General features: G+C 59.3%; 9 protein-coding genes and 2 pseudogenes. 5 read left to right on the forward strand and 6 right to left on the reverse strand.

What is annotated here, in order from left to right; all coding sequences use genetic code 11:
• Window positions 1-9: 9 nt before the first annotated feature.
• Together AC0L3L_RS07385 and AC0L3L_RS07390 are read right to left on the reverse strand one after the other, a co-directional pair.
• Complete coding sequence (locus tag AC0L3L_RS07385; RefSeq protein WP_473637109.1) at window positions 10-3,624, reverse strand: glycosyltransferase; 3,615 nt, start codon at window positions 3,622-3,624, stop codon at window positions 10-12.
• A gap of 21 nt (window positions 3,625-3,645) precedes the next feature.
• Entirely contained in the window at window positions 3,646-4,068 is a 423-nt protein-coding gene (locus tag AC0L3L_RS07390; protein ID WP_473637110.1) for a hypothetical protein, read from the reverse strand.
• 174 nt (window positions 4,069-4,242) lie between these two features.
• Between AC0L3L_RS07390 and AC0L3L_RS07395 the strand changes: the two genes are divergently transcribed.
• Together AC0L3L_RS07395 and AC0L3L_RS07400 are read left to right on the forward strand one after the other, a co-directional pair.
• Window positions 4,243-7,203 (forward strand): extracellular solute-binding protein, encoded by a 2,961-nt coding sequence (locus tag AC0L3L_RS07395; RefSeq protein WP_473637111.1) that lies wholly within the window; start codon window positions 4,243-4,245, stop codon window positions 7,201-7,203.
• 139 nt (window positions 7,204-7,342) lie between these two features.
• The gene (locus tag AC0L3L_RS07400) at window positions 7,343-7,618 is read left to right on the forward strand and encodes an AbrB/MazE/SpoVT family DNA-binding domain-containing protein (protein WP_473637112.1); all 276 of its coding nucleotides are present in this window, start codon (window positions 7,343-7,345) and stop codon (window positions 7,616-7,618) included.
• 73 nt (window positions 7,619-7,691) lie between these two features.
• Here the strand turns inward: AC0L3L_RS07400 and AC0L3L_RS07405 are convergent.
• From AC0L3L_RS07405 to AC0L3L_RS07415, 3 genes and pseudogenes are all read right to left on the reverse strand, one after another.
• Window positions 7,692-8,296: pseudogene (locus AC0L3L_RS07405) on the reverse strand (DUF1349 domain-containing protein).
• A 6-nt stretch (window positions 8,297-8,302) separates the two neighbouring features.
• Complete coding sequence (locus AC0L3L_RS07410) at window positions 8,303-8,980, reverse strand: class I SAM-dependent methyltransferase (protein WP_473637113.1); 678 nt, start codon at window positions 8,978-8,980, stop codon at window positions 8,303-8,305.
• 298 nt (window positions 8,981-9,278) lie between these two features.
• The gene (locus AC0L3L_RS07415; protein ID WP_473637114.1) at window positions 9,279-10,202 is read right to left on the reverse strand and encodes a glycosyltransferase family 32 protein; all 924 of its coding nucleotides are present in this window, start codon (window positions 10,200-10,202) and stop codon (window positions 9,279-9,281) included.
• A 558-nt stretch (window positions 10,203-10,760) separates the two neighbouring features.
• Here AC0L3L_RS07415 and AC0L3L_RS07420 point away from each other — a divergent pair.
• From AC0L3L_RS07420 to AC0L3L_RS07430, 3 genes and pseudogenes are all read left to right on the forward strand, one after another.
• Window positions 10,761-11,036, forward strand: a pseudogene (locus AC0L3L_RS07420) (NUDIX domain-containing protein); the annotation flags it as partial.
• Between the two features lie 46 nt (window positions 11,037-11,082).
• Entirely contained in the window at window positions 11,083-11,694 is a 612-nt protein-coding gene (locus tag AC0L3L_RS07425) for an HAD family hydrolase (RefSeq protein WP_473637115.1), read from the forward strand.
• A gap of 10 nt (window positions 11,695-11,704) precedes the next feature.
• Window positions 11,705-12,172, forward strand: a complete 468-nt coding sequence (locus tag AC0L3L_RS07430) for a hypothetical protein (protein ID WP_473637116.1) — start codon at window positions 11,705-11,707, stop codon at window positions 12,170-12,172.
• On the opposite strand, the gene AC0L3L_RS07435 is transcribed toward AC0L3L_RS07430, so the two are convergent.
• Window positions 12,091-13,224: a DNA methyltransferase gene (locus AC0L3L_RS07435; RefSeq protein WP_473637117.1), complete on the reverse strand. Its 1,134-nt coding sequence runs from the start codon at window positions 13,222-13,224 to the stop codon at window positions 12,091-12,093. The genes AC0L3L_RS07430 and AC0L3L_RS07435 overlap by 82 nt on opposite strands.
• Window positions 13,225-13,326: the final 102 nt, after the last annotated feature.

Below are 13,326 nucleotides of genomic sequence, written 5' to 3' on the forward strand. Positions count from 1 at the left end.
TCTGATCCCTCATTTTTCCTGATCCACTAGTTTGCGCCGTGCCTTGTCGCCCGATGACCGTCCATACCTGGCTGCTACGCGCGATCGTCCAGCGTGTCGGACGACCTCGACGGCGCATATCGCGCCGCCGAGCATGCCGGGGCTGCTGGCGCCAACGGCAATGGCGGCCACGACGGCATCCACTTCGATCGTCAGCAGCGGGCCGCGTTTCGCGTCAGAGGGCACGATCGGCAGGCGGAGCGTTTCGAGGCCGCCTATCTTGGTTTCGGCGTAGGCATCCCCACACATCAACCGAAGATGCTGCCTCGGTCGAAGCTGGGTTAGCACGGCTACATCCAAGAACTGCGAGTCTTGAGGCAATGGCGGCAACTTGAGGGAAGTGCGGTGCACCGCAAACCAGAGCGCCGAATCAAGCACCGGATACCAGTCCGAGGGCGCGACGGTAAAACGCGACAAGGTCCCAGCATCGAAGAAGGATGCCGCAGCTTCGGAAGTCCCCTCATCTGGCTGGATCGCAGGTGAGGCAGGCCTGAAAAGCTGAACGGAACCGAGCGTGAACGGCCAATCGCCTTCCAATCTGCCTTCCAGCACCGGACACGCCTCCCCTTCCGGAAGGTCGACCGTTAGCAGATTGTCGGCCCCCAACCAGTAAAGGCAGGTTCGTCCGCCAATAGACAATTTGGCCATGACCGGCTCCGTGTGCGCCGCCCTCATCGTCAAATAAAGTGCCAGCCTCGCCGGTCCAAAGCCTGCGGGCACCGGAATGCCCAGCCGGAAGTTGCCCGGCGCCAACAACGCTACCTTTCCGTCGGGGATTAATCCCCGCGCGTCTCGCCCGGGGCCCTCCGCAAAGGGTCCAGCGTCATGGCGGATGTTTGGGCTAAGGACGGTGCCGCCATGACCGTAAGTGAGCGCATCCACTCGAAGCGAAGCGAGTCGCAGAAAGGGCCATCGGCCGGTTCCCGGATCGGCTCCGAGCCAAAGCTCCACCTTGAGCCGGCCCGATATTCCGGCGATGTCTTGGGAGACCATCACGGAAAAGGATCTCCCGTCTGGGGCCTCGTGGATTTCCATCATCACGCCGTTGACGACAACCTGCAGCACGTCGACGAGCGGAGAGCCGACGTCGTCCGCCAGGCAAAGGCAGAGCGAGTAAGGCGCACGCTCGTGCACGGACAATGCCAGAGTTGCGTGCGCACCCGCCATCGCTACGCCATGCCTGTCCGGCCAGTCCCATCCATTGACCAGCATTCCGTCGGCCCGCGAGAATTCAGGCGGCCAACTGGCGTGCGATCGTTTGCGTGAGAATAATACCTCGTGCGATACGGGAACGCGCGGCGCAACCGGCGGCGCTGCAGGTAGGAGGGAAATCTCTAACAGCCGGAAGCAAACCCGTTCGGCTTGCGCGGGAGGTACCCGCATGCTCAGGCATGCCGCGTATGCTCCCGGACCCGAACCGATCGGCGTCCAGCGCAGGAGTAGTTCCTGCGGCAGGGTGAATTCCATCGAGCCGGTTCTATGAAGGTTGAAATCATCGATGGCAACGCCGTTGAGGCGCACTTCGATGCCCCGGACCGGCGCATCGCCGGAAATTTCGAATTCGAACCTTGCCCGCCAGTTCGCCGCGATCTCCGGCAAACGAAAAGCGAGAAAGGCTTCGGGCGCTTCCGGCCTTAAGCCGGAAATTTCGCCGAGCGACCACCCACCGCCGACGATCCGGCGTGCATTCGGCGACGTGGCGAACGTGACACGCTCTCCGGGGCTGAGACGCGGCCATTTCGCGGGCCCGGCCGCATAGACAAGATCTATCAACTCGGGTTTCAATGCGGCGATGGAATGAGCGCCCGCAGCTTGGCCGCCGATTACCAAGCGCGATGACTCGATCGCGTGCCGTAGCTTATCGCCAAAGGTCAAAGTACGGGATGTCAATGCGTCGCCAACCCCTCCAGCCACGTCCTTCAAGATCCGTGTCACCGAGCGATGCGGGCTTTCGAGCGTGACCTGCAACAGCAGCCGCCTGAGCCCGAGGCGACATCGCTCCGCAAGCGGGGGCGGCATGAATTGCGTCAACTTCGGCAGGATGCCTCTCCAAGCCCGCGCACGCTGCACCTGAAGCTTCGGGAGCAGGTAAGGCTCGGCGCCGAGGACCCGAAAGTAGCCGTTTCGGTCATGCACGCGATACTGCCCCAGCACCTCGTCGAGATCGGCTGTCTCGCCCAGCGTCGCGCATGCGATCACCAGATACAGGTCGGCGCAAAGGCGCCAGTCCTGCTCCGGAATCGGAAGCACGGCCTCCAGGATTTGCCGCGGAAAGGCGTTGCCGCTGGTCGGCATGAAAGGAAAGATGCCGCGCGCTGCGAGCACGCCGCACAGCCAACCTTCGGAATCACGTCCGTCGGGCGCATAGAGCCCGATCGGCCGGCCAGACTGGTCCACAGTCTCCAGCCCGAACTGCAATCTGGACACACCTCGCAGCGATGCCTTGCCGATCTGCTCAACCAAATTTGGAAGCAGCAGGTCATCGGCGTCCAGAAAAAGTACAATGTCTCCGGTCGCGTGCTTGAATCCCTCGTTTAGGGCGGAGGCTTGGCCGCCATTGGCCTTGAAGACCGAAACAATTCCCGGCGTGGCGGTAATCATCTCGCGCGAGCAATCGGTCGAACCGTCGTCGACGACGATCACTTCCCTCGCGGATACCGTCTGGTTCAGCGAAGTCGCAATCGCATGGCCTAAATAGGAGCCGTAATTGTAATTATTGATGACGATGCTTACAGACCGGCGCGGCGCGCGCCCTAGCGCCGTCACAGCTTCGTCCAAGGCGGCGGCCAACGCGTCGGCATGGTTGGGCAGCGCGTTCAGCAACGCTTCCAGCGCGAGGGCTCGACGGGCGGCGTCGCGACGGTTCCTGGGCGATCCAGACACGGAGGCGAACGCGCCCGGCAGATCAGAAGGCTTCGAGACGTCATGGGTCAGGCTAAGGCCGGCGAAGCAATTTTCTCCCACTACAATCAACTCCACTCCCGCGGCGAGCGCGGCAAAGGCAGCGATTGATGGACCCGAAATGAGCGCCACGGGCAGCTGCTTGGCCGCTCCTTCCATCTCGTCGGACGGTACCGGCAACGGGCTGGTTTCCGCAGGAAGCCAGCTAAGTGGTAATTCGTTAACCACAACGTTTCCGAAGGTCCTCAGGGTAGCAGTTTCCACTGGATTGCCAGTCAATGGCAGGTTGGCTACAAGAGCACCAACCGCGTCGACGCCCAGCGTCGAGCCAAAGGCAGAAACCAACCGCCACAAGCGACAGTCCTCACCCTGTCGCCCGCTCGGGAGGTATTCTGAAAGGCGATGGCGTCCGCTGATCCAACTGCTGCTGACCGAGATTGTCGGTAAGTGCGCGGCGGCCGCCGCCGCAAGCATGTCGCCGTGCTCCGGATCGTCGCGGCCGCACGTAAGAACCGCTGAGCCACCATTCGCGGCGACATCTGCTACAGGCGCGACCCTTAGGGCGATGGAACGCGCCGCCAGCCGTTCAGCCAATCCCATTTTCAGACCAAGCTTATGGAAAGACGGCGTGACCGAACAAACCACAGACTCGGCTGAGTGAATCACTCCCTTGTCAGTGCGCATTCGTCATAGGCGGCTGGGAACTCAGTACCGCCCGCCTCCCGCTTGTTTAGGTACGCTGCTCCTGGTTGCAAGGCGCGTTCTGGGCCCAGGCAAGCTAACGCGCACGCGGGCGGGAAGCGCGCTCAGGACCGACGAGTCCAGCCGAGCGATTGCAGAGGGTGACAAGGCCGCCAGCACGGATGCTGGCATTGCGCCGAGGAGCGGGGCAATGCAACGGCTAGACGGATAGCTGTTGAGGAACGCATTAATGTCACGCGGCGACCTGGACTGCAGGGCCGTGGCGCACATCGCGCCTTCCGCCTCATTGACGTCCCGTTCGGCCTGGGTTTTCGCCATGACCCGCCATTCCGGAACGCAGCCGACCTGGGTGAGTGCGATGCCGCCGAGCGACACGCCCGTGATCAGCGATCGTGTCAGTGCAGAAAGCTTTTCGTCGCCAGGCATGAAATGCTCCAGAATTTCAAACCAATGACTGCGTCGGGGCGCCTATTCCCTCAATTTGTAATATTACACGGAAACGATGTGATTCAAAGCCGCCGTGATGGCCCCTTTTTCTTTACCGTCCGTCGGCGGTGCGGTAAGGAAGACGCACGATCAAACCGCTGAGGGTTCAGTAGAATGCGCCCAAGCCTTCTCTTCCGGTTTCTGGCGTTTCAGAACACACTCGCCGCCACATTCGCTCTGATCCTCGCCGCCGCGATATCGGTTGCCTTCACCGATTCCGCGCTTGCCCAACGGATCGCGCTCGTGATCGGTAACGGCAAGTACCAAAGTGCCGGAACGCTGGAAAATCCGCCCAAGGATTCCGCGGCGATCGCCGAAAAGCTTCGCGAACTGGATTTCAAAGTTACCATGGCGATCGACTCCGATCTGCGTGGTATGCGCGCATCCTTGCAGGCGTTTACCGAAGCTGCGAGTTCCGCCGAGATCGCAGTGATCTTCTATGCGGGCCATGCGATCCAGGTAGACGGTGAAAACTACCTCATCCCCGTTGACGCAAAAATCCGCTCTCGCGACGACCTGTCGCCCTCGGCGGTTCGCGCCGGCGAGATTTACGAGAGCCTGTTGAAGGCCCACCCACAGGTAACCGTCCTCATCCTCGATGCATGCCGAGATAATCCTTTCACCAAGGCGGTCAAGGCCCCCGCCGGTCTCGCTAGTGGTTCAGCTTCCTCGGCCATGCTCGTGAAACACCCTAACTCCGGCGGTGCGATCATCGGCTTCGCCGCCGCGCCCGGAGCGGTTGCCTATGACGGCGGGGCCGGCAACAGCCCCTACACGACCGCGCTGCTGCAGTGGATCGACCGGCCGGGCCTCGAACTCGCCACAATGCTGCGCCGCGTTCGCAGCACGGTGGTCGAATTAACACGTGGCGCACAGGTTCCCTGGGTCGAGGAAGCCCTGCTGCGCGAAGTGTACATGCATCCTTCGGGTCCCGCTGCAATCGCCAAACTCGAATCCGGCGAGAAGCTTCAGGTCGCACTTCTCGAGACGATGCGGGCTCTAGACAATCCAGAGGAAAAGATGGCCGCCAGTGAATTCTACAAGCGATTCACTGGCAACGACCAGGCGGCGCATCTCGTGCTCGGGGAGTCCGCGGAGAACCAGCAGAATCCAGACAACGCTTTCGCCACCCAGGCTCTTGTGTGGCTGTCGATCCGGCAAAGCCGCGATCCGGAAGACTTCCGCAAGTTTCTCGCGACCTACCCGGAAGGACCATTCGCGCTCCTCGCTTCTGCTAGGCTTGAGCGCGTTGAGGTTGATCGGTTCAAAGTCGCTTCGCTGACGAACAAAACCGGCATTCTGATAGTGGGGGAGACGTCTGTTACTGCCGTCACACCGGTGCCTTCGGAAGCAATGGTGCCCGGAGCCAGCACTGACGCAACTAAAGCACTGCGCCCGCAGGATGCACCTGCGCAACCGCAGCAGCCCGCTGCCAAAACGGCGCCCGTCGCCGGGGGGGCGGAAGCAAAAGTGGTCCGGCCCGAAGCGCTCGGACCGGCGGCGTCTCAGGGGCAGCAGGTGGCCGCCCTTGAGACCGACGATCCGCTTGAAGGAGAGGCCGCACTCGGGCTCTCGCGCGATGCGCTCTCAGGCGTGCAGATGCTTCTGGCAGCCTCCGGAAACTATAGCGGGGCCATCGACGCCAATTTCGGCCCTAGGACACGCGGGGCTATAGCCGCCTTCCAGAAGTCGGCTGGTCTGGCCGATAGCGGCTATCTGAACCGGGCAACGCTTCAAGGGCTGACGAACCAATACGCCCGGAACGCGCTGTCGGGCATGGCACATGCCAGCGCGCGGGCGGCCGTACATCTGGTGGCCGCCGTGGCATCGCGCGGGCCCGGTGCCCGCCCGATCACTCTGCGCGTCGCCGCGATGAGCCGCAACGACCAGGTCCACGCCTTCTGGAACAACCTTGCCCAGGATTTCGAAGCCGCGCATCCGGGCTACCGCATCGAGATCACGCACCAACCCGACTATGAGTACAAAGAGAGGCTGCTATCCATGCTCGGCTCGCCGACGCCTCCCGACATCATGCACACCTGGGGCGGCGGCCATCTGGAGGCGCTGAGGGTCGCCGGGTTCGCACGAGACCTAACTAAAGAGATGTCTGACGGCTGGGCGATGGAGTTCCGTCCCGGGGTCTTGCAATCTTTCACTCAAGACGGTCGCATTTACGGCGTGCCGTCGTCCGTGGAACTTGTATCGCTATGGACAAACAAGGCCCTTCTAGACAAAGCCGGTGTCAAAAGGGAACAACTCGCGACATGGGACGGATTCCTCCGGGCCGTGCGCCAGCTGCGATCCGCTGGAATCATTCCGATCGCCATCGGCGGCCGCGACCGCTGGCAGTTCCAGTTCCTCTACGGAATGCTGGCGGAGCAGATCGGCGGGCGCGACGCTTTCGCCGAGGCCTATGCTGGTGGCTCGGATGGCTTCATAGCGCAACCTTTCGTCGTCGCCGGAGACCGGCTGCGACAGCTGGCCGACCTCGATCCGTTCCAGCCGGATTTCCTCTCGGTTGGCGAGGGGGACGCGGGAATGCTCTTCTCCAAGGGCAAAGCCGCGATGATAGTCACAGGCAACTGGCGTCTCAACACGATGCGCTGGAACTGGCCGGGTGGCTTTGACAGAATGAAGAATGAGCTTATGCGTCTGGAGTTGCCGGGCACTGCCCATGGGGTCGATGGAGCGGCCACCTACGGCGGCGCTGACGGCTACGTCATTAACAGCAAGGCGCCCGACATGGCAGTGGAACTGCTCCGCGTGCTCGCCTCGCCCGCCGTCCAAACGAGGATCGCAGAGCTTGCCGACTCGGTCCCCTCCGTCTCAGGAGCCGACCTGGGCATCTCCGATCCATTCGTCAGCGAGGTAGCCGACACGCTGCTCCGCAGCAGCTATCACCAGCTTTACTATGATCAGGCGCTCGGACCGGAAGCCGGCGAAGTCGTGAATGATGTAGCAACCCGCCTGGCGACGGGTCAGCTAGGCGGTAAAGAAGCCGCGCGCCAGATCGATCGCGCCTGGCAGCAGGCTCTACACGAAAGATCGGATCAACCGGTGCCAATCAAGCCGTAGCTGCGGCCACCATCCCCGAATCGGGCGCTGGGCATCCGCCTCTCCAAGATGCCCAGAGGCAGATAAGCGCATCGAGATCGGTGCGTCCAACTCACCCGGATGCAATTTGCTTTGCGATATAGCCACGGTTACTGGCGCGATGTTACGATGCTGCATTACAGTTGGCCGCCTGAGACGCGGCCGGAATGTCCGCCGCTCCGCTAGTCTTAGCCTAGCTATCCGTCTTCCTGCAGTTGTGGTCGAGGCCCTCGAACTCAGGGAAGGCGACGAGATTGAGATCCATGTCACCGATGCCCGACAATTCGGCGTCGCGCGCAAACCTGCGCGCGAGGAATTGCTGAAGCGGCTTCGCGCCTTCCGCGGCCGCCTTCCCGCCGATTTCAAGCTCGACCGGGATGAGGCGAATGCCCGCTAGCTTGTTCGACCGCAATCGGCTGTCGGAACGATACTGCTGTGAAAACGGCGCTCCGATCGGCTGACAGCACGCGTCAGTCATGGAGTTCCCTCGATATCGCCGGGCCGACCGAAAAATCGCTGGATGTGACTTCGAAACCTTCACGTTGCGGCGAACAGCACATCATGCCGACATCGATTGTTTTCGAGGGCGGGAAGTAGGCGAGCCGCACCGGCTTCCAGCGATGGTCGGAGGCATCGAGATACTGAACACGGATTGTCTCGGCATGGCGGGTCAGCCGGATCCTGACGCCGTCCGGTCCGGCGGGGATGCTGACCAACGACCAGTCGGAGGCATCGTTGGTGACGACGACGGAAAAATAGGCGAGCCCGTCGGTGAACTCGATGCCGTCCTTGACCCAATGCGTCTCGCTCAGCCGGACCATCAAACCGGCCTGGTCGTAGAGCACCTTGTAGTCCCCCTTGACGGTGACCTCGGCGCTGAAATCTCCCTCGACCTGCCGGTAGAGGAAGTGGCCATTGTCACGCCAGAAGGCATAAAAAGTCTCGCGCCAGAAATCGGTCTCCTTGCCGGTCCGCACATGACGGAGCTGTCGCCGAAAGCATGATGCGGTGGCGGGTTGAGCCAGGTCAGTTCTGCAGCTGAGATGTCATCGACTTGCTCGTCTCGCCGGTTCATGCTGGGTCATCCGTCGCTCTTGCGACGAAGCCACAACAAAACCTCCTTTGTCTCCTTCACCGTGCCTGGATGCCCGAAAACCGCGCGTTTGAACTGCAGCGGAATGGTCGCCAAACGCTTCGCGTTTAGATTAAAAGGTTCTTCCGTCAATCTCAACGGACGATACCCACCATTTGAGATATCGCTGTTTGCTTTGCCTTCATACGCTCTCCATCTAACTCGCCAGCCGCCCTGTCCCGTGTGAGTGATATCGTTTGTTATTAGGGAAGCCTTAAACTGTTTCTGAAGCTTCGCCAGGAACGCATTTACCGAATCATTCGAGAGGTGCTGTAAAACATCTTTGATCACGCACAAATCTGCGGTTGGCAACGGATCTGACAATAAATCCAAACAAGCGAAACGAACATTACTTGAACCATAGGCATCGTTTAGCTTCTCAATAAGCTCCGGTACAATATCGACACCGGTATAATCCACGCCTGTCCAGTCAAGTGTTCTCCCCAATGCCCAATCACCGCACCCCACGTCCACCACCGAACGGATACCTTTCCTTTTTATATAATCGACGAGCAATTCTGAATATGTCTGCAGCACCTCCGGGTCTGAGCCCGGCCCGCTTTTTGACGTGCCGCCCCACGCATGCTCTATATAGATCTTCGAAAATTGCTCTTTTGTATTATTCATAAATCTGCGTCTGATGATTTAGGTTTGATTTCCGGGATTGGCCGAGGGTCTGGCCGTAAAACGTTGGATTTTCCGGGTGGACTTGTCGATTGTACGTTGCGCGCCTCGGTCTAGCTAGTCTAACATGGGGCCGCGCGGCGGACACGCCAACGTCACCGCAGAATGCCACGCCATTTCTTGCAGAACTTGACAATCTGCTCTGCCGCCCAAGCGATGTGCGCACTGCCTGTATAGGTTCGAAGGAGCCGTCTATGAACCTGCCAAGGTAGTTCTAACAAGCAGCCCTATCGATTCCGGGTTACCAACTATGCGACCAGTACGTGGTCATCCACGCATCCGGGAAAAGTTCATTTTTTTCGTTTGTTGATAGGTAACTTCCTGACAATACCCTACGTCTAATAATTTGGTGAACAGAATCTGACCAATCTAGAGGATATAATCTCTTTGCCGGAAGTATAGAAATATTTGTTCGACGTTGTTGTGGTTTTAAATTCAATGGCAGCTTCGCCACCATTGTCGAAATAGCGGTTTTCGAAAGAATTGTATTCTTTGCTTGATACAGATCGACCGCAGATTTCAGTATCACGGGACCGGTAACATATTCGGGGGAACGTTGAATTTCTTTAATCTGCAGCATTATCCAAATGACCAGCAACCAAAATTCTTCCTTCGGTTTGGACGCCATTATCGCGTTGGGAATTGAATGATCAGGATCGGTTCCCATTTGACCGAGAATGACGTCGCCCTCCCTTCGTAACCCGTCGAGTGACCGCAAACATTCAACGTCGAGATCGGCATATATACCCCCATATCTGTATAGAAAGAAATATCGCACAACATCAGCCCGATATATCTCTCCCGGATATCTCATATAGAATTCATAAAACCATGGAAATTCTGACTTAATAAATTCGCGATTATCGTCATCGTCCCACAACACCATTTCGAAGGAGGGGTTGAGTTGCGCGAACGTTTCCCTCCACATCTTAAAGCTATTTGGAAAAGATATCTTAGATTTCCATGTTTGAAATATTGTCGCCGGAATCTCATTTTCTTGGATCAATTTTTGATAGGCATCACGCAGTAATGTTTCATTGACAAATAATCCTCCTATTTCTACAAATGTCTCTTGACCGTACTCGTTCCAATTCACAATTAGTTTTCCGCTCGAAAGACTATAAATCCCACGACCTCCGCCTTCGTGCTCTATTTGATCGTCCACAGATGATAACTTCAGGGTTCCCTTCCAATGTGGATGGACTGCTAGGACGGTCCGGGATTGTGGGCCACTCATTTTCAATCCGACGTGATAGGTCGGTCCTTTCACTTCGCCTAAGTTGCGCGTTTACGAGACGTCATCAACTCTCTAGCGGAAAAGTCCTCGAAGCTGAAGGGGAAGGGATGCTGCCGGTCTCAACGCAGCTCAACTTTGCTAGTAGCAAGGTAGAGACGAACGTTGACTTGGCGAAGGACAAGCCGGCTCGGCGCGCCCACTTTCGCGACACACCGAAGCCAGGAGCATGGCCGCTTGGAACGTGGCTGTGCCACGTCAGGCTCACGGCGGCGCTGAATCTCGAACTCCGGTTTCGAGTCATCGCCCGAGGTTTGAAGCGCAGAATGGTTGGTTGCAATCAGCACCAGCGTCTTCTCACAGTCTGTGCAAGAGCCACGCAGTAGAACGCTCTAAAACACAAGTTGCGGCTCGCGCTAACTAGCCGCTGCGGATCGGTTCCTAGCGTTCCGCAAACGCGGAAGGAGCATTCGCTACCTGCTAGCAACGCCGACGACCGGCTGGACCGCGCGGATCGACGGCGCCACCACAGCGGCGGCGGCGCCCTTCCCCGGCAACTGGCGGCCAGCCGGGAAAATTGGCCATGTCTTCACCCATTTCGCGCTCGAACTCGACGTCTTCAAAGCGATGACCGCTGTCGCCGCCCCAGCGGGGCATTTCTGGTCGCCGGCGCATGAAATTTCCGGCGAAGCACTGCCCACCGTCATGAAAAAGGTAATCGAAGCAGCGATACCGGGCGCGACGAAGAAGCAGCGTGCACATTGAATAGCCTACATCGCCCCGCATTGAATTGCGTTGAACGAGGACAAGAATGACCGAAATCCGCCACATCGTTTTCGACATCGGCAGAGTGCTGATCCACTACGATCCGAACCTGCCGTTCAGCCGTATCATTCCGGATGCCGAGGAGAGAAAGTGGTTTTTCGACAATGTCTGCACGCATGACTGGAACATCGAGCAGGACCGCGGCCGCAGCTGGGAAGAGGCCGAGGCGTTGCTGATCGCCGAACACCCGGACCACGCCGAAAACATCCGCAACTTCCGCCGCCTCTGGCACGAGATGGTGCCGCACGCTTATGACGACAGCGTCCAGCTCATGGGCAAGCTGATCGAGAGCGGCCACGACGTCACCATGCTGACCAATTTTGCGGCCGACACGCTTGCCGAAGCCCGGCAGCGTTTCGACTTTCTCAACCGCCCGCGCGGTGTGACCATTTCGGGCGAGATCGGCATGATCAAGCCGGATCGCGGCATTTACGACCATCACGTCGCCGCGTTCGGCCTCGAGCCCGCGGCCACGCTGTTCATCGACGACAGCCAGAAGAATGTCGACGGCGCCAAGGCCGCCGGCTGGCAGTCGGTGCTGTTCACCGACGCAAAGACGCTCGAGGCGGACCTCAAGCGTTACGACGTCGCGTTCTGACCGCTACGTTATGGGCAGGATTGTCTTAACCTACGACCCGTACTGGCCAATGCTCGATGTTGATATCGTGCAGGGTAACTTTCGTGGCCACGGCGTCGTGTATTTCACAATCAACGAAATAAGCGAATTCATGACGTCGCTGAAAGCATACCCCCTTGAGCGAGCGATGCTTTCGCTGAAGTCACCAGGCTTGTTAAACATCTCTGTTTTCCCAACGGATAGCGTTGGGCATCTGGCATTTCGAATCGAGGTCGCTGAAGAAGCCGATGCAGTCGAATTTGCGCGTATTCAGCTTCGCACCGACTATTCGGGACTGTCCCGTTTTCACAATCAGCTCACCTTGATGGCCGAAGGCGATTTGAACGAAATTATTCTGGAAGAAGGGGCTGACGGCTATCAGGCCCCTGCCCGCTCCATGCCGAGACGGGCGATGCGGCGAAGCTCGTCGATCGGGGTCAGGCCGCCGCTGCGCTCATAGTGCCAGAAGGTCCAGCCGTTGCAGGCATCCAGCCCCTGCACTTCCGCGCCGATCTTGTGGATCGATCCGGCGCTGTCGCCGACGGCCACGGTGCCGTCGGCGCGCACCCTGGCCGCCCAGCGCTTCTTGGCGTCGTAGAGCGTGGCGCCCGGCAGCATCAGCCCGGTGTCGATGAGGCTGACGAAAGCAACGCGCGGCTCGGCGCGCTTGCCGGTAAGCACGGTAAGAGCAGCGCCGTCCAGCGGCCGAACTGCATCGATGCGCTCGTTGGCGGCGTCGATATAGGCCTGCTCGCGCTCGATGCCGACGAAATGGCGGCCGAGGCGCTTGGCCACGGCGCCGGTGGTGCCGGAACCGAAGAAGGGATCGAGCACGATATCTCCGGGCTTCGTCGAGGCCATCATGATGCGGGCGAGCAGCGCTTCGGGCTTCTGCGTCGGATGCAGCTTGTCGCCATTTTCGTTCTTCAGGCGCTCGCCGCCGGTGCAGATCGGAAACAGCCAGTCGGAACGCATCTGGATGTCGTCATTCGACGCCTTCAGCGCTTCATAGTTGAAGGTGTAGCCCTTGCCCTTTTGGTCGCGCGAGGCCCAGATCATCGTCTCATGGGCGTTCTGAAAGCGGCGGCCGCGGAAATTCGGCATCGGATTGGTCTTGCGCCAGACGACATCGTTGAGGATCCAGAACCCCAGATCCTGCATCTTGGCGCCGACCCTGAAAATGTTGTGGTAGGAGCCGATGACCCAGATGGTGCCGTTGGGCTTCAGCACGCGGCGCGCCGCCAGCAGCCAGGCCCGGGTGAAGGCGTCGTAGACCTCAAAACTCGCGAACTGGTCCCAGTCGTCGTCGACGGCATCGACCTTGGAATGGTCGGGCCGGTGCAGATCGCCGTCGAGTTGCAGATTGTAGGGCGGATCGGCAAAGATCACGTCGATGGATTTTTCCGGCAGCCGGTCGAGCGCGGCGACACAATCGCCCTTCAGGATCGTATCCAGCCATTCAGATTGCTGGGGAGCGTGGGAAAGCTCGTCGAGAAGACGCACGGCAGACATTGTTACACCCAAAGCACGCGTTACTGTTTACTCCCTGTTATGGTTACCGATCAGCGTAAATATTCGGTGAAGGCCTGGTTCGGACCCCAGGTAATTTGCGAA

This window comes from Mesorhizobium sp. WSM4849 (genome assembly GCF_055811385.1).